The 18297-nt window shown below is 37.0% G+C and carries 15 protein-coding genes and 1 other RNA gene; 10 read left to right on the top strand and 6 right to left on the bottom strand.

All coding sequences use genetic code 11. The features are described from left to right. Positions 1–191 precede the first annotated feature (191 nt). A complete protein-coding gene (gene purL, locus BUC21_RS13415; protein ID WP_073403272.1) occupies positions 192–3887 on the bottom strand; it encodes a phosphoribosylformylglycinamidine synthase in 3696 nt (1231 codons plus the stop codon). 629 nt (positions 3888–4516) lie between these two features. Between purL and BUC21_RS13410 the strand changes: the two genes are divergently transcribed. The 6 genes from BUC21_RS13410 (at position 4517) to BUC21_RS13385 (ending at position 11492) form a co-directional block, all read left to right on the top strand. Beyond that, complete coding sequence (locus BUC21_RS13410) at positions 4517–6253, top strand: hypothetical protein (protein ID WP_073403270.1); 1737 nt, start codon at positions 4517–4519, stop codon at positions 6251–6253. A gap of 31 nt (positions 6254–6284) precedes the next feature. Beyond that, positions 6285–7682: a DUF5723 family protein gene (locus tag BUC21_RS13405; RefSeq protein WP_073403269.1), complete on the top strand. Its 1398-nt coding sequence runs from the start codon at positions 6285–6287 to the stop codon at positions 7680–7682. A 159-nt stretch (positions 7683–7841) separates the two neighbouring features. Continuing rightward, positions 7842–8498 carry a LysE family translocator gene (locus BUC21_RS13400; RefSeq protein ID WP_073403267.1) on the top strand — a complete coding sequence of 219 codons (657 nt, stop codon included), beginning with the start codon at positions 7842–7844 and terminating at the stop codon, positions 8496–8498. Positions 8499–8509: 11 nt separating this feature from the next. Further along, positions 8510–9058 carry a DUF4924 family protein gene (locus BUC21_RS13395; protein WP_073403265.1) on the top strand — a complete coding sequence of 183 codons (549 nt, stop codon included), beginning with the start codon at positions 8510–8512 and terminating at the stop codon, positions 9056–9058. Between the two features lie 2 nt (positions 9059–9060). Further along, a complete protein-coding gene (gene rfbD / locus BUC21_RS13390) occupies positions 9061–9915 on the top strand; it encodes a dTDP-4-dehydrorhamnose reductase (RefSeq protein WP_073403263.1) in 855 nt (284 codons plus the stop codon). Positions 9916–9923: 8 nt separating this feature from the next. Next, positions 9924–11492: a peptide chain release factor 3 gene (locus tag BUC21_RS13385; RefSeq protein WP_073403261.1), complete on the top strand. Its 1569-nt coding sequence runs from the start codon at positions 9924–9926 to the stop codon at positions 11490–11492. Positions 11493–11579: 87 nt separating this feature from the next. Here BUC21_RS13385 and BUC21_RS13380 read toward each other — a convergent pair whose 3' ends face one another. The 4 genes from BUC21_RS13380 to BUC21_RS13365 all read right to left on the bottom strand — a co-directional run bounded on the left by BUC21_RS13380 (position 11580) and on the right by BUC21_RS13365 (position 15678). Continuing rightward, positions 11580–12890 (bottom strand): NCS2 family permease, encoded by a 1311-nt coding sequence (locus BUC21_RS13380; RefSeq protein WP_073403259.1) that lies wholly within the window; start codon positions 12888–12890, stop codon positions 11580–11582. Between the two features lie 22 nt (positions 12891–12912). Continuing rightward, the gene (locus tag BUC21_RS13375; RefSeq protein ID WP_073403257.1) at positions 12913–13620 is read right to left on the bottom strand and encodes a DUF5020 family protein; all 708 of its coding nucleotides are present in this window, start codon (positions 13618–13620) and stop codon (positions 12913–12915) included. Positions 13621–14001: 381 nt separating this feature from the next. Beyond that, a complete protein-coding gene (locus BUC21_RS13370; RefSeq protein WP_073403255.1) occupies positions 14002–14895 on the bottom strand; it encodes an ATP-binding protein in 894 nt (297 codons plus the stop codon). Between the two features lie 147 nt (positions 14896–15042). Further along, positions 15043–15678, bottom strand: coding sequence for a flavodoxin family protein (locus tag BUC21_RS13365; protein WP_073403253.1), 636 nt, complete (start codon positions 15676–15678; stop codon positions 15043–15045). A 106-nt stretch (positions 15679–15784) separates the two neighbouring features. On the opposite strand from BUC21_RS13365, the gene BUC21_RS13360 reads away from it, so the two are divergent. The 4 genes from BUC21_RS13360 (at position 15785) to BUC21_RS13345 (ending at position 17420) form a co-directional block, all read left to right on the top strand. Next, positions 15785–16147, top strand: coding sequence for a winged helix-turn-helix transcriptional regulator (locus tag BUC21_RS13360; RefSeq protein ID WP_073403251.1), 363 nt, complete (start codon positions 15785–15787; stop codon positions 16145–16147). 89 nt (positions 16148–16236) lie between these two features. Beyond that, positions 16237–16633: a transfer-messenger RNA gene (ssrA, locus tag BUC21_RS13355) on the top strand. A 99-nt stretch (positions 16634–16732) separates the two neighbouring features. Further along, a complete protein-coding gene (locus BUC21_RS13350; protein WP_073403249.1) occupies positions 16733–16945 on the top strand; it encodes a hypothetical protein in 213 nt (70 codons plus the stop codon). A 121-nt stretch (positions 16946–17066) separates the two neighbouring features. Continuing rightward, complete coding sequence (locus BUC21_RS13345) at positions 17067–17420, top strand: hypothetical protein (RefSeq protein WP_073403247.1); 354 nt, start codon at positions 17067–17069, stop codon at positions 17418–17420. A 308-nt stretch (positions 17421–17728) separates the two neighbouring features. Here the strand turns inward: BUC21_RS13345 and xpt are convergent, their stop codons facing one another. Next, complete coding sequence (gene xpt, locus BUC21_RS13340; RefSeq protein ID WP_073403245.1) at positions 17729–18295, bottom strand: xanthine phosphoribosyltransferase; 567 nt, start codon at positions 18293–18295, stop codon at positions 17729–17731. Positions 18296–18297: the final 2 nt, after the last annotated feature.

The following is an 18297-nucleotide window of genomic DNA, read 5'->3' as shown; positions in this document are numbered from 1 at the left end:
ATATTTGTAAAAATATTTAAGAAGTGAGAAGGTTGTTGATTTATAAATTGAGAAATAATAGTTATTATTTTGAAAATCAATAAGTTATATATTTGTCTTTTGTCGTATACTTTGATTTTAGTTGTATTGTTTGAATGTAAAAAAAGGGCGAAGATTTAAAATCTTCGCCCTTCTCTGAAAGTATATAGCTTTTATTTATGTTCTTCAACCCATTTACGTGCATTAACAAATGCTTCCATCCATGGAGTGATCTGATCGCTATTTATTCTGTCAGCTGGATAATATGCATTCTGCCAAGGGAAGATTGCACGTTCCAAGTGAGGCATCATAGCAAGATGACGTCCGTCTTCTGAAGCTAGAGCTGCTACGCTGTAATCAGAACCATTTGGATTACCTGGATATTCGTCATAAGAGTATGTTGCTACTACATTGTACTTATCTTCTTCATAAGGTAATGAGAACTTACCTTCACCATGAGCTACCCAAATACCTAGTTTAGATCCGCTTAATGAACCAAACATTACGCTGCGGTTGGTTGGGATAGTAACTCCTACAAAGCATGACTCGAACTTATGAGAGTTATTATGCAGCATTTTTGCTTTTTTCTCATGTTCAGGATTGATTAAGCCAAGTTCAATCATTAACTGGCAACCGTTACAGATACCAAGACTTAATGTGTCTTTACGAGCGAAGAACTTGTCGAGAGCAGCTTTTGCTTTTTCGTTGAACAAGAATCCTCCGGCCCATCCTTTGGCTGAACCAAGTACATCTGAGTTTGAGAAACCTCCGCAGAATACAATCAAATTGAGATCTTCCAATGTTTCGCGGCCACTGATAAGGTCGGTCATGGTAACGTCCTTCACGTCAAATCCGGCAAGATATAATGAGTAAGCCATTTCACGCTCACCGTTGGTTCCTTTTTCACGAATGATAGCTGCCTTTATGCCACTAGAAGTGCGGCGATCAGGAGAGATACCATATTGAGAAAGTTTGCCTTTGAACTCTTTGTTGAATGCAAACTCAATTGGCTGCATCTTGTAGTTCTCGAAGCGAGCTTTAGCACAACCGTTCATAGATTGTTTTCTGTCGAGCAAGTATGATGAAGAGTACCATACATCACGCATATAATCAATGCCAAACTGGTAAGTAGCATCATCTTTTGAAACAAGAATATGACGTTCGTCGGTTGGTTTGGCAATCAGGATAAATCCTACACCTGCATCTTCAAGAATCTTTTCAACTTCAGCTTTGTGTTTAACCTGAATAACGATACCCGGATTTTCTGCAAACAAGATCTTAACCAAGTCTGTTTCCTTCATTTTATCCAGATTAACTTCAAGACCACCTTCTACATTTGCGAAGCACATTTCAAGTAAAGTAGTGATTAAACCACCGGCAGAGATATCGTGTCCGGCCATGATTAATCCTTTGTTTACTAATTCCTGAACTGCAAGGAATGCATCACGGAAATATTCTACATCTTGTACGCATGGCACGTCATCGCCCACTTTATTAAGTGATTGAGCAAATGCAGAACCTCCAAGTTTCAAAGCATCGAAACTGAAGTCTATATGGTATAAATAACTTTTTGGATCGTTTACTAATACTGGAGAAACCACTTTCTTGATGTCAGAAACCTCAGCTCCGGCAGAAACAATAACTGTTCCAGGAGAAACAACTTTGCTTCCGTCAGGATATTTCTGAGTCATAGACAAAGAGTCTTTACCAGTAGGAACGTTGATTTGCAAACCGCAGCAGAAATCAGACAATGCTTTCACTGCAGTGTAAAGACGTGCATCTTCCCCCTCCATTGAGCGGCAAGGCCACATCCAGTTGGCAGATAAAGAAATACTATCCATACCATCTACAAGAGGAGCCCACACAAGATTGGTCAGAGCTTCGGATACAGCAAGAACGGAACCGGCAGCAGGATCGGCTAAAGCAGCCTGAGGTGCATGACCAATTGAAGTTGTGATACCTTTTTCTCCTCTATAATCAAGAGCTACAACACCACAGTCGCTCAGTGGCAATTGAATTTCTCCCTGACATTGCTGACGAGCAACCTTACCAGTTACCGAACGGTCAACCTTGTTAGTCAACCAGTCCTTACATGCTACAGCTTCCAGCTGAAGAACGCGGGTAAGATATTCATCAAGATTGTCTACATTATAAGAAGCATTCTCGTAATGAGTCTCTACAGTCTTGTCTATCATGTAAGTCTTAGGAGAACTTCCGAACATTTGGTCAACTGATAAGTCGAATGGACGAACTCCGTCAGCCTGTTCAAATGCGAAGCGTCCGTCGCCGGTGGTTTCACCTACAACATACATTGGGGCACGTTCACGTTCGGCAATCTTGCGAACATGTTCGATAGCTTCTTCCTTTATTAATAATCCCATACGTTCTTGAGACTCATTTGCAATGATTTCTTTTGCAGATAAAGTCTTGTCACCGATAGGAAGTTTATCCATGTGAATTAATCCACCGTTTTCTTCAACTAATTCAGAAAGACAGTTTACGTGTCCGGCAGAACCGTGGTCGTGGATTGATACAATAGGGTTTTCATCTTCTTCGCAAAGTGCACGAACCACGTTGTTGGCACGTTTCTGCATTTCAGCATTTGCACGCTGAACGGCGTTAAGCTCGATACCGCTTGAGTAACGTCCTGTATCTACTGAAGAAACAGAACCACCACCTAAACCAATGCGGTAATTATCACCACCAAGAACAACCACTTTATTACCAGTTTCGGGTTTACCTTTCAGGCAATCGCGTTTTGTTCCATAGCCTACACCACCGGCAAGCATGATAACTTTGTCATATCCGTAACGAACATTGTTTTCTTCGTGTTCGAATGTAAGTACAGAACCACAGATAAGTGGTTGACCAAACTTGTTTCCAAAGTCGGATGCACCGTTCGAAGCTTTGATAAGAATCTGTTCCGGAGTTTGGTATAACCATTCGCGAACCGGAAGAAGCTCTTCCCATTCACGTCCTTCCTCAGTACGAGGGTAAGAAGTCATGTAAACAGCAGTTCCTGCAATAGGTAAAGAACCCTTTCCTCCACCCATACGGTCACGGATTTCGCCACCAGTTCCGGTAGAAGCACCGTTGAAAGGTTCAACAGTTGTTGGGAAGTTATGAGTTTCAGCCTTTAGAGAAATGACTGTTTTAATATCTTTAATCTGGAAATAATCAGAAGTTGAATGATCGGCCGGAGCGAATTGTTCTACAACCGGTCCTTCAGCAAAGGCTACATTATCTTTGTATGCAGAAATAATCTTGTTTGGATTTTCGGCAGTAGTCTTTTTAATCATCTGGAAAAGTGAAGATTCCATCTCTTTACCGTCGATAACGAAAGTTCCACCGAAGATTTTGTGGCGGCAGTGCTCTGAGTTAATCTGTGCAAAACCGAAAACTTCAGAATCCGTAAGCTTACGTCCCATGGATTTCTCCATGTTGATAAGATAATCCATTTCTTCCTGAGAAAGAGCCAGACCTTCTTTTTCATTGTAAGCAGCTAAGTCGTCAATGTAAATAATAGCTTCAGGCTCACGATTGGTTGTAAATACATTCTGATTCAAACCTTTGTACATGCGTTGCAGCATTGGATCGCGGTCTGCGTTTTCATCTTCTACAGGGAAGTATTCTTCAATCCGGAGAATACCTTCAATACCCATGTTCTGAGTAATTTCTACGGCATTTGTGCTCCAAGGAGTAATCATTTCCTTACGAGGGCCAACAAAATAACCTTGTAACTGGTCTTCGCTTTCCACATTTGCTTCACCTAAAAGCCAACTGAGTTTTTTGATATCCTCAGAAGAGAATTCATGGTCGGCTTCTACGGCCACCACGCTCTGAGAAGGGGTTCTGAAAAAAAGAATCATATCACTTTAAGTATATATGGGTTATTATAATTCTGGATGAATTATTTTCTATTTTGCATGCAAAGTTACGCAAAACCCTCGGGCTGTGAAAGAAATGTGTTTATTATTTGCGAGTTATACTATTCATATAGTTATTTTTTAATTATGATGTATATCAAAGTAATATTATGATGTACATCATAATATGTGTTTGATGTACATCAAAAGATGGCTTAGATGTATATCAAAATAAAATTTATTCTAATATAAATATAAAATGTTTGGTGAATGAATTCTACTTTATACTTATAGCTTTAATTTGGCTAAGACAGGCTTTGTTTTTTGAATTTTTGAATAAACCGCCGATTGTTTTTATATTAAAAAGCAGCTATTCCTAAAACTTTTAAAATATAAGATTTATTAATAAGTAAAATTGCTTAACCTACACTTTATTTGATGATTTGAATCTCTATATCTTTTAAGACGGAGTTTTTAATTACTATTATTCTTTGTTTCTTTAGATAAATGCGGTAATAAACTTTTAGTCTGATAAAATAATGAAAAAATGAATGATTTATATTTCTAAAAAAAGCATTATGTTTGCGCAAGAAAATGTTAAAGAGTCTTTTTAAGAATTAAATTATCACATAATGCCTGTAACTAAAAACTATTTGAAAGTTATTTTCGCAAGTTCTTTGTTTTTTTCTTTTTTATCTACATCGTGCATAGACAATACTTATGACTTAAGTAAAGATATTGATTTAAAAATTCATGTAGGAGGGAATGCGCTTGCAATGCCTATTGGTAGCACAGACTATATTAAACTGAGTAAAATAATAAAAGCAGATGAGTCTGATGTTATACATCTTAATGGAGGTGAGTACTCATTGTATAAAGAGGGGACGGTTGATCCGGTTGAAATAAAGATAAACAGTGTTTCTCCAATTAGTATAAGTCCAATTACTTTGCCTTTGATTGACTTTGGAACTGCAGGATTAGCAGGAAGAGCATCTACCATTGGTAGTGTAGACTTTGCCGTACCTACTACTTCTTCTACTTTCGAACTTGTACATCGTAGCATTCCTTCTGAGGTTTCTTCAATAAAGAAAGTGATATTTCCTTCTGCTTCACCGGTAAAAGCTACTATAAAATATGCATTCTCAGGAATTCCTTCCGGGACATTGGTAAATCTCAATAGTCTGAAACTAAAGTTTCCAGATTATTTGGTTTCTTCACAGCTAAATTCAAGCCATGAATTAGTTTTGAATGAAACTACATCTTCAGAATTCTCTAAAGATATTTATATTACTTCTTTCGATTTCTCAAATGAAAATGGTGGAGCATCTACTATAAATAATAAGATACTGGATGTTGTTAAAAATATAACTCTTTCCGGTGGTATAGCTCTTTCAAATGTTGATTACTCTCAGTTAAAAGGAAATGTGTCACTTGCTACTTCTGTTCAGATTAGTCCCGCAACAATCTCCGAAATTGAAGGAATTATAGATCCTTCCATTAGTATAAATGCAGATCCGGTATCTTTTGAAATTCCGGAATTTCTGGAAGATAAAGAAGTGAAAATGGATGTTGTAAATCCTATGATTAATCTCACTGTAACAAATAGTACCGATATTCCAGTAATTATCTCAGGTCTTTTGAAAGGATATAGAGATGGAACTGAGTTAAGTGAAGTAGCAGTTGAGGGTACAACCAGTAATCCTATAACCATTGATGCCAATGCTAAAACAGTTATTTGTTTATCCAGAACAGGAGTGGGTGGTCCTGTTGGCAGCAAAAACTATAAAATTGCAAATTTAAACGATTTGATAGAGACAATTCCTAATCATATCCGGTTTGTAATGAATGCCCGGGCCGATCAAAGTACATCGCACAGAATACAGTTAGGCAAAAGCTATAGTGTAGGCATGAATTATAGTGTGGAAGTTCCGTTTAAATTTGGATCTGGGTTGTCAATCGTGTATAATGATTCGATTGACGGCTTTAATGATGACATCAAAGATTTGAATGTAAAGTCATTAACTGTAACAGCTACAGTAGAAAACACTATACCATTGGCTCTGCAACTAAATGCTACTACGGTAGGAATTAATAAAAATGCGGGAGCATTGCCAGGTGTCTCAGTAAAGATTACAGGTGATATTAAATCGTGTGCTGCAAATGGTGGGGCTCAGGAGTCTCCGATAACTATTGAACTGACGGAAACAACGGATGGAGCTATTAAGAATCTGGATGGTTTGTTGCTGAAAGTAACGGCTAAATCTACAGAAACAGTAAATGGCATGCCATTGAAAGAAGATCAATACATCCGCCTGAAGAATATCAAAGCTAAAGCAGCAAGTGGAATGGATTACGATTTAAATGATTAACTAACCTGCTACCGAAATAAAACAAAAAGATATGAAATTGCGTTTACAAATCATTATATTGTTCCTTTTTGCTGGAGGAGCATCAACAAATATTCTGGCACAAACATTGAATTCTTCTTATTTCCTCGAAGGGGCAACTTTTCGCCATCAGTTGAATCCTGCTTTTATGGGGCAGAGAAACTACATCAGTATACCATTACTTGGAAATGTAAATGTGGGGACTAGTAGTAACGTTGGACTTACTGATTTTATCTATAAATACAATGATCCGGAAAGCAAACACGATCTGACTACTTTTATGAGTTCGTCTGTCTCCCGGGAAGAATTTCTTGGCAACTTAAAGACAAACAACCAGATAAATACAAGTTTTGGACTAACAATCCTTTCTGCCGGATTCTATGGATGTGGCGGATTTAATACCATTGAACTTGGAGTAAAATCTAATACCTCGGTGAACTTGCCATACGAACTATTCAATTTTATGAAGACAGGTATGGATCAGGAGGTTTATCACATTAAAAACTTTGCTGCTAATTCAAATAATTATGTTGAACTGGCTTTGGGGCATGCACATGAGATTAATGACCGGTTAACCATTGGTGCTAAATTGAAATTCCTGGTTGGTGGTGCCAATGTTGATACTAAAATAGATCAGATGGATGTTGAACTCACTGGCGATAAATGGCAGGCAATGGCTAATGGAACAATAAATACTGCTGTTGGAGGAGGCTATTATAAAACAAAAGTCGAGAATCCCGGCGAAATTAGTGGGTATGATGTTGATAAAGCAGGCCCTGCAGGTTATGGAGCTGGTATTGATTTAGGAGTGACTTATAGAATTGGCGATAATTTTATATTGTCTGCTTCTGTACTCGATCTTGGATTTATCAATTGGAAAAATAGTCTTAAGGGTGCAACCCGTAATAATGAGCCTTTTACTTTTGATGGCTTTAATAACATTGCAGTAGACCCTGAAGAAGGAGATCCTAATAGCGTTGATGAACAATTCGAAAACATGAAAGACGATTTGGAAGATATGACTAAGTTTTATGATGAAGGAAAAGTAAACCGCACAACAACTCTTGCTTCTACTGTAAACTTTGGAGCCGAATACTTGTTCTTTAATGATAAAATGTCGTTAGGAGCATTAGCAACAACTCATATTAATAAACCTTATACCTGGAGTCAGGCTATGGCGTCATTAAATATCAGGCCGGCAAGGTGGCTGGATGCTTCGGTTAACTATTCTTATTCAACTTTTGGTCCCAATCTTGGCTGGATGCTGAATATACATCCCAAAGGATTTACATTCTTTGTTGGGTCCGACCGAATGATAACAAATGTTACCCCTCAATACATTCCAACCAATAACTTTAATACAAACATTTGTTTTGGATTTAATATTACGTTCGGGCGTTGTAGAAACTAGGTAATTTGCAGACTCTTTTCTAGAACCGGTTAAATAATTTATTTAGCCGGTTTTTTGCTTGTGCAAAATGATTGCTAAAAAAGCTAAACCAAAGTGAGATAAGGCAAAAAACGTGAATAGAATGCTTCAAATTTCGCAAAAAAGTGCCATCTTTGCAAAATGTTAGCTATAGAAGTAACGATATTAGATCTGTTGATAAAAGGATTTATCATTGGAGTAGTGGTCTCTGCTCCTCTAGGCCCCGTTGGAGTGCTGTGTATTCAACGTACTCTGAATAAAGGGCGATGGTATGGATTTGTTACCGGTTTGGGTGCGTCATTAAGTGATATTGCTTATGCATTATTAACTGGTTATGGGATGAGTTTTATCTTTGACTTTATCTCAGCAAATCAGTTTTATCTGCAACTGCTGGGTAGTATAGTGCTTTTTGTCTTTGGAGTATATACCTTCAGAAGCAATCCGGTTAACTCATTACGGCCGGCATCTCCTTCCAAGGGAACTTATTTACATAATTTTATTACTGCTTTTGCGGTAACACTCTCTAATCCACTTATAATATTCCTGTTTATAGGTCTTTTTGCACGCTTTACCTTTATTGCACCGCAAATACATTTATATGAAAAGATAGTTGGTTATTTGTCAATTGCTCTGGGTGCGTTTACATGGTGGTTTTTAATAACATTTATTGTAAGTAAATTGCGTACAAGATTCAATGTAAGAGGTATATGGGTTATTAACCGTACAATAGGTGTAGTGGTAATGGTGCTATCTGTTCTTGGATTGATGTTTACTTTCTTTGGAAAACCACTTTACTAATTAAATAGAATATGTTTATTGCACAAAAACTTAAGCAAACCAATATTGCTGAATACCTTATATACATGTGGCAAATCGAAGATATTATTCGCGCTGCCGGATGTGATATTGATAAGTTGAAATCAAGCTTTATAAGCCAATACCAGATAGATGAAGTAGAAAAAGCTAAGTTGACTCAATGGTATGATGATTTAATAGGCATGATGCGCGTTGAAGGTGTAATAGAAAGGGGGCATCTGCAGATAAATAAGAATGTAATTATCTCACTTACAGATTTGCATTTACAGTTGTTACGTTCTCCAAAAGAACCTTTTTATGGTGCAGCTTATTATAAGGCTTTGCCTTTTATAGTGGAATTGCGTAATAAGAATAAAAATACAGAAGAGTCTGAAATAGAAACCTGTTTTGAAGCGTTATATGGCGTTATGTTACTGAAGCTTCAAAAAAAAGAAATAACTCCTGAAACAAGTAAAGCAATAGAAACAATATCGAAGTTCCTTTCGTTATTGTCAAACTACTATGAAAAGGATAGAAACGGAGATTTAAAATTAGACGATTAGTCATGAAAAATATATTGATAACCGGTGCCAATGGTCAATTAGGCAATGAAATGCGTTTGCTTTCTTCGGAAAACAATCAATACAACTATTTTTTTACAGACGTACAAGAACTTGATATTTGTGATGAACAAGCTATACAGACGTTTGTTACAGAAAACCAAATCGATGTAATTGTGAATTGTGCAGCATATACAGCTGTGGATAAAGCAGAAGATAATGCTGATTTATGCAGAAAGCTGAATGCTGTTGCTCCTGGATATCTTGCTAAGGCTGCAGAAAGCAGAGGTGCTGCTATGATTCAGGTTTCAACAGACTATGTTTTTAACGGAACCAATCATATACCTTATACTGAAGAAGAACCTACTTGCCCAGCTTCTGTTTATGGAAATACAAAGCTGGAAGGCGAACAGAATGTTATGAGTAATTGCTCAAAAGCAATTGTGATAAGAACTGCCTGGCTTTACTCTACCTTTGGAAACAACTTTGTAAAGACAATGATCCGTCTTGGCAAGGAGAGAGAATCTTTGGGGGTTGTTTTTGATCAGATAGGAACGCCAACTTATGCGCGTGATCTTGCCAAAGCAATTTATGCAGCAATTAATAAAGGTATTGTTCCGGGTATTTACCACTTTAGCGATGAAGGGGTTTGCTCATGGTACGATTTTACACTTGCCATTCATCGTATAGCCGGAATCAATACATGCAAAGTGAGTCCTCTTCACACTGCCGATTATCCTGCAAAAGCGGCACGCCCTCATTATTCTGTATTAGATAAAACAAAAATAAAAAAGACTTTTGATATTGAAATCCCTCACTGGGAGGTGAGCTTACAAGAGTGCATAAATGATATTAATTAAACCAATATATGCTTGACGAAATAAAAAGAAGGCGTACTTTCGCTATTATCTCTCACCCGGATGCGGGTAAAACTACATTAACGGAAAAGCTTCTTCTGTTTGGAGGGCAAATTCAGGTTGCCGGGGCTGTGAAGTCTAATAAGATTAAGAAAACGGCAACTTCCGACTGGATGGAGATTGAAAAACAACGTGGTATCTCTGTAACGACTTCTGTGATGGAGTTTGATTACCGCGACTATAAAGTGAATATTCTTGATACTCCGGGTCACCAGGATTTTGCAGAAGATACATTCCGTACGCTGACTGCTGTAGATAGTGTAATTATTGTTGTTGACGGTGCAAAGGGTGTTGAGGCGCAGACTCGTAAATTGATGGAAGTCTGCCGAATGAGAAACACTCCGGTAATTGTGTTTATAAATAAGATGGACCGTGAAGGACGCGATCCTTTTGATTTGCTGGATGAAATAGAATCTGAATTACAAATCAGAGTTCGCCCATTAAGCTGGCCTATTGAACAAGGTGCTCGTTTTAAAGGCGTTTATAATATATACGAACAAAAGCTTGATCTTTATCAACCAAGTAAGCAGGTTGTTACAGAAAAGGTAGAGGTTAGTATTGATAGTGAAGATTTGGATAAAAATATTGGTAAACCTCTCGCAGATAAACTTCGCACAGACCTGGAACTGATTGATGGAGTATATCCGGAATTTGATATCAACGAATATCTGAGTGCTGAGATAGCTCCTGTCTTTTTTGGTTCTGCCCTTAATAATTTCGGGGTGCAGGAATTGCTCGATTGCTTTGTGGAAATTGCCCCATCCCCTCGTCCGGTAAAAGCTGAAGAGAGAACAGTAGAACCCGAAGAAGAAAAGTTCACAGGTTTTATCTTTAAGATTACAGCTAATATTGATCCTAACCACCGTTCTTGTGTGGCTTTCTGTAAAGTATGCTCAGGTAAGTTTGTGCGCAACGCACCTTATAAACATATCCGTCACGGAAAAACCATGCGCTTCTCTTCGCCAACACAATTCATGGCTCAGAAGAAAAGTACAATTGATGAGGCTTATCCTGGCGATATTATCGGTTTGCCAGATACAGGTAACTTTAAAATCGGTGATACTTTAACAGAGGGTGAAGAGCTACACTTCAAAGGCTTGCCTAGCTTCTCTCCGGAAATGTTTAAATACATCGAGAATGCTGATCCAATGAAAACGAAGCAGCTCAATAAGGGTGTTGATCAGTTAATGGATGAAGGTGTTGCTCAGTTGTTCGTTAACCAGTTCAATGGTCGTAAAATTATTGGTACGGTAGGGCAGTTGCAGTTCGAAGTAATACAATACCGTTTACTCAACGAATACAATGCAGCTTGCCGTTGGGAACCGTTGAGCCTTTATAAAGCTTGCTGGGTAGAAAGCGATAACAAAGAAGAACTAGAAGCTTTCAAGAAACGTAAATATCAGTTCATGGCTAAGGATCGAGAAGGTAGAGATGTTTTCCTTGCCGATAGTAACTATGTACTTCAGATGGCGCAAATGGACTTTAAGAGTATTAAGTTCCATTTCACTAGTGAGTTTTAATCGAGGAATAATATAGGATAATATAATAAAGGCTGCCGAATAATTATTCGGCAGCCTTTATTATATTATCTGATTTAATGCAAATCTTTATACTAAATGCAAAGCATCAATAACCATCTTTGTTAGGAATAGTAAAGCGATTACATAAACAGCAACCGAAACCTTTTTACCTTGTCCTGTACATACTTTTAAGAAAGTATAGCTTAGGAATCCGAATACAATACCTTGAGCGATACTGTAGCAGAATGGCATCATTACAATTGTAAGGAATGCAGGTAAAGATTCAGTCATGTCGTTGAAGTTTATTTTGATGATTGAAGAAATCATGAATAAACCAACGATGATAAGAGCGGGAGCAGTTGCTGAAGCCGGTACCATAAGGAATAGTGGTGACAGGAACAATGCAATAACGAACATAAATGCTGTACTTACTGCTGTTAAACCAGTTCTACCACCTGAAGCAACACCTGCGCAGCTTTCTACATAAGAAGTTACAGTACTTGTTCCTAAGATTGAACCAAATGTTGTTGCTAAAGCATCAGCAAAAAGAGCTTTCTTAACTTGTGGAAAGTTTCCTTTTTCATCAATAAATCCAGCTTTTGATGCTACTCCAATCAAAGTTCCTACTGTGTCGAATAAGTTAACGAATAAGAACGTGAATACTACCACGAGCATATCAAAAGTGAATATATGATTCCAATCGAACTTAAAGAAGATAGGCTCAATAGAAGGAGGTAGTGAGAAAATACCTGCTTCTGGTGTGTGAACTTCTCCGAAGAATATTCCACAAACTGTTGCTATAACGATACCAATTAAGATAGAACCATGAACGTTCATAGCGAATAAAGCACCGGTAACAATAAGGCCTATCATTGCAATCCAAACATTGTGGTTAGCTAAATCTCCCATACAGACAAGAGTATTAGGATTCCCAACAATTATTCCGGCATTTTTCATACCAATTAAAGTAATGAAAAGTCCGATACCAACGGGGATAGCCTCTTTTAATGTTTGAGGAATACTCTTCACAATCAACTCACGTACATTGAAGAATGTAAGAAGAATGAAAATCAAACCTTCAATAAATACAGCAGTAAGAGCCATTTGCCAGCTGTATCCCATAGTTAGCACTACTGAGAAAGCAAAGAAATTGTTTAGTCCCATACCTGGTGCCTGTGCAATAGGCAGGTTTGGTAAAAAGGCCATTAAAAGCGTACCTATAATAGTGGCTAGGGCTGTTGTAGTAAATAGGGCAGATTTGTCCATCCCCGTTGCACTAAGAATACTAGGATTAACAGCTAAGATGTAAGACATTGTCAGGAACGTGATTAATCCTGCAATGATTTCTTTTCTGACGTTAGTTTTATTTTCTGTCAGTTTAAATAGTTTTTCAATCATTGGTATTTATCTTTATTCTTGTTTAGAAATTCCATTTAGCTGCTATAGTAGGGCATACATAAGCTTTATTTTCGTAACCTGTATAGAAATTGTTGCTGATTTCAATTTCTGAACCTACAGATAACTTAGAATTTACGTTATACCAGATCTGGGGTTCTGTAAGCAAAATAACCTTCTTCCCTGATTCTACTCCTGAACGATCTTTGTTTTCTGTCCAAACATCGATAAATCCAGAAAGAGTTAGTTTGTTATCTAGTAAAGGAATACCCCATGTACCTGTCCATTGAATATCATTACTTGCTTTTGCAAATGCATTGTATTTGTAAGCAATATATGTGCTGAAATTAGCATTTCCACAGCTAAATGGATAAGAAGCTCCTACTAGGTAAGCGTTAGCAATTGAAAAACCGAAACCTTCTGCATTACCTACTCCACCATTGTATTCAATATGTGGCATGATAGGACATTTACCAATTTTGAAATCACGTGCAATTTCCCAGTAAGCAGTTCCAATATTTCCTTTACTTTGGTTGTAGTCCATATCAACAAACATAAAAGTCGACCCCCATTTATCAGGCTTAAACATTTCGAATGTTGAAGTTATGTAATTTTCTGGAGCGACTTTGCTGTGAAGAGCATGTCTGAAATCATAATGTAACTGAAGATTTTGTGCAGCAACAAATTGGCATGCTGCCAATAAGATAATTAAGAGTAATTTCCTTTGTTTCATGTTTTTTGCTGCAAAAATAATTAAAAAAAGGACAAAAGAAATGCATTATATCAGAAGTTTTTATGCTTTGTTTTATTTAAAGTAACACTTTCTGGAACATTTTCTGACGTTATAAATATGTTGTTAATATTATATCTGCCTTTTAATAATAAGAGGATGAGTTCAATGACTAAGTGTATAGTTATCACTTTATGTGACAATTGTTTTTTTATGGCATTTTGTTAAAATCAGCTTTTACTGGCTATATCTATAAAAAGAGCCTCAAGATCTTAATAATTACTTGTTCAATACAAGATTATCAAGTTCATGAGGCTAATCGGCCAACTAGTGTTGACTACTCTTAACTACTTAATATATCAAAGAAATAAATCTTTTAAGTGATTAAATCCATGTTTCACTTTTAACTTCCCCTTCCAAAGACAATACAATTGCTTTGATAGGAATATTGCGTGTAGCTTCTTCTCTTGCAATTTTTGCCATCTGAAGTAATCCTCCGCAGCATGGAACTTCCATAATCAACACTGTAAGAGTATTAATCATAGATTCATCTATCATAACTTTAAGTTTTTCTATATAAGATTCCGTGTTGCTATCAAGTTTAGGACAAGCAATAGCCAGAATCTTTCCTTTTAGAAAACGGCTGTGAAAGTTACCGGCTGTAAAAGAAGTACAATCTGCAGCCAATAATACATCTGCTCCCTGAAAATAACCAGCTTGCGGATTAAGTAAATGAAACTGAACCGGCCATTGACGAAGTTCCGAAACTTGAGGTGCGGAAGAAAAAGCCGGAGCAGAAATTGCAGTGTCGCCGGTAGCAAAACCAGAACTAGCAACAGATGGTCCTGCAGATTTCAGTGTACGAGCCATAGAGCCAGGGCATCCTCCGTGCATTCCGCCGGCATGAGGCTGTCCATGAACCTGTGAAAGATCTACCTTTATGTTGTTTCTTCTCAGATAATCAACGCCTTGCATAAGCAATTCTTTTTCGCCATGCTCTTTTAAGTGCTTCAAATGAGCCAGGATTACTTTTTCGCCTTTAGGAGTAATACGCTCCATAACAGCTTCTTCGCTGTAAGGTTCTGCTTCGCGTTCCTCCAGTTCAATAGCACCAACCGGACATTCACCAATGCATGCTCCTAAGCCATCACAATATAAATCGCTGATCATTACAGCTTTGCCATTTATAAGCTGTAAAGCACCTTCGTGGCAACCTTCTACGCACATTCCGCAACCATTGCACAACGCTTCATCTATTTTAATCACAGTTCGTTTCATTCTTTCAATATTTTGGATGATGATGCAAAGGTATGGTAATTCATGGTTCTCCACTTGTAACAATAGTTACAATGGAGAACTTTTTTATATATCCGGCTTACTTTTTAACTTAATAACCAGTAACGAGGATGTATAAAATCTATTTTATTAACGGATAAAATTGGTGTAAATCTTATCGATCTTCTCAGGAGCGGGAACGGATTCTTTTGTTTGTTCGCGCATTTTAAGTAACCACGCCATGTTTCTTCCCAGAACTTCCATGATCTGTACGCCCTCATCATCTTTTAAAACCTCTCCTTTAGAAAGTCCATGAGTAATGTTCCAGTAGTTTGACGTAGCAAGAATCATCTCCGAATAATTCAGATAATGGTTCAGGCTGTCGAATGTTGAAGAACCTCCTGTGCGGCGTACAGCAACAACTGCAGCGCCAACTTTCTGACGGAATAAATTGCCATTACTGCCCGATACATAAAAAGTACGATCAAGGAAAGATTTCATGGTTCCCGGTATTCCGGCATAGTAAACAGGCGAACCAAGAATAATTCCATCAGCACCTTTCATCTTCTGAACCCACTCATTCAAAGGATCTGTTGTAATAACGCATTTCTCGTCTTTGTTTCTTGAACATCCGCCGCAGGCCATGCATCCTCTCACTGCTTTATTGCCGATGTGGATAATCTCGAACTCAATACCGTTTTCCATTAATTGCTTTCCAACACCCATCAATGCATGATAAGTATTACCCTCTTTACGAGGGCTTCCGTTAATTGCTACAACTTTCATTTCTTTTCTCCTTTTAATTTTGTTTCTTTGCTGCAAATTTCAGATATTAATATCGATTGTGCAAGTACCTACTAAAAAGTAGTATAGTAACCAAAAGGAGTGAATTATGGGAAATGAAGGGTGTATAGACAAATATATTTTTAAGGGAAAGGACTATTTTTGTTCTTTAGAGTTAGTGATGGACATGATTGGTGGTAAGTGGAAGCCGATTGTATTATATCATCTTAGAGATGGGATGATGCGTTCGGGCGAACTTCAACGCAGTTTGAATGGGATAGCCAATAAAATGTTTACCCAAACAGTTCGGGAGTTGGAACAAACGGGCTTGGTAGAGCGTATTATTTATCCAACAGTTCCGCCAAAAGTTGAGTATAAGCTCACTTCTATGGGAGAATCCGTTATTCCGGTTATTGAAACTCTTAACGATTGGGGAAAGGAAATCAGTGTAAAGTATAATAAGAATAAATAATTCTCAAAAGACACAATAAATAATTGGCAAATCAATACTAAGTTTATATCTTTGTAGCGCTATAGAGTGGTTACATTAATCCTTCTTAAGGGGTTGACTGGATTTGACAGCGGGCAGAAATGGTATGTAAGCATGCAGTGCGTCGGTGATTTGCACTTAAATCTCAGTTATCAAAATTTTATCTGGCGAAAATAATTACGCTCTTGCTGCTTAATCGAATCATAGTAGATTAGCTTTATCTCTGCACTAGGTGCGGAGACGAGACATCACTCGGTTGCTGTTGTTCCGAAGCGTTCCGGTTTAGTGGTGCAGTTATATCGGAAATAGTTTGGGTCCCGTCTCGTGGCTCTTGCGAAAATTTAGAGACTAAGGTACTGGTTGGTGGCTTCGGTCTTGCCGTACTCGAAAAATTAGGCGAAGATAAGCATGTAGAAAGCTTATGATTTCCTCGTTTGGACGAGGGTTCGATTCCCTCCAGCTCCACTTTTATGCAAAATATAGATCCGTATAAATTAAATGTTTATACGGATTTGTTTTTAAGTAACAGATTCATAACAAATAAAACAATAAAAAGAAACCGAATTTATGGAAAAAGTTGACGAAGTAATTAACTTGCTGAATGACCTAACAGTGCAAGAATTAGATTATGTGAAATTAAAAATACGAGATTTAAAGCTGATAAAGAAACGCGATGGTAAGAAGAATAAGAATGAAGACTCTTCTTTAACAGTTGAAGTAAGAATCAGCCAAAGAGAAAGAATGATAAATTATAATCCTTATCTAAAAGGTAAAATATAGTTAAAACAGGCCTTTGCTATTTTAATAAAACTGATTTTATTCCTGACATATTTATACGTTTTGATTTTTTTATTGTATACTTACAAGGCTAAAATTTATGTTTAATTAAAATAACTATTCTATGAGAAAGATTCTGTTAATAGCTGTCTTTGCTATTTTTGCAACGAATGCCTTTGCCTATAAAACATTTTGTAAGTTCCAATATTATGGAGGAGTGCTTTTTATTAAAAGTAAGACTTATTTTGATTTTGGCTCTGGTTATAAAGCAAAACTATGTGATGAGAACAAAAATGTTATATTGTTTAAATCAGATATAGATGTAATTAACTATATGAGCAAGCTTGGATGGAATTTAGAACAAAACTCCATTTTTGAATTGGATGAAAAAGGTGGTAAGTGTGAATTTATTATGAGTAAGGAAGTTAAGACAGATGATGAAATATACCAAGGGCTTAATGTGGAATTTGATAATTAATGCTTTTGGAATTATTCATCAATAAATAAAATCCATTCACCAATGGCTCAGAATTATTGGTGAATGGATTAAAAACGACTCTATAATTTTGAGCATAGCCAGATATTTATCAATATCTGGCTATGCTTTTTTAAAAGCGCTAGATTGCTAGATTACTGCTAGATCAAATTTATTTGATCTAGCACCCTTATTGTGTTTATTTACAATGAGTTAAATGCCTGCTGCTAGATTGCTAGATCATTTTTGAAAAATGAATTATATGTAGCGTAAATGCAATGCATTTTTTATTGCATTATTATATAGGTATTTTATCTAATTTTTATTTCGCAATTAGATAAATCATCAATAATAGCTAAAGATTCTACATGAACATCTTTCTCGCGAAGAATTTTTCCTCCGTCCTGGAATGCTTTTTCAATGATAAATCCCATACCACTAAGGGTTGCTCCAGATTTGTTAATCAGGTCGATCATTCCTAAGGCTGCATTTCCGTATGCAAGGAAATCGTCTATAAATAGAACATGATCTTCAGGAGTGAGGAAGTTGTTGCTTATGCAAACAGTGTAATCACGGTCTTTAGTGAAAGAATGCACTGTTGTGGTAAGCATATTCTCCATAGTTTTGGGCTGTTTCTTCTTTACAAAAACAACAGGAAGCTGCATTAAATACCCAACCATAATAGCAGGAGCTATTCCGCTGGCCTCAATTGTTACTATCTTATTTATGCGCTCGTTTTTAAAACGGGTAACAAATTCCTGAGCTATTTTATGCATCAGCATGGGATCCATCTGATGGTTGATAAAACTGTCTACTTTTAAAATTCCGCCTTCATAGCATTTGCCATCTTGCAGAATGCGCTTTTTTAATATATCCATAA

It is taken from the genome of Bacteroides luti (assembly GCF_900128905.1).
In the GTDB taxonomy this organism is placed as follows: domain Bacteria; phylum Bacteroidota; class Bacteroidia; order Bacteroidales; family Bacteroidaceae; genus Bacteroides; species Bacteroides luti.
The sequence above is the reverse complement of the archived record's forward strand: the minus strand, read 5'-3'. Positions and strand labels throughout refer to the sequence as shown.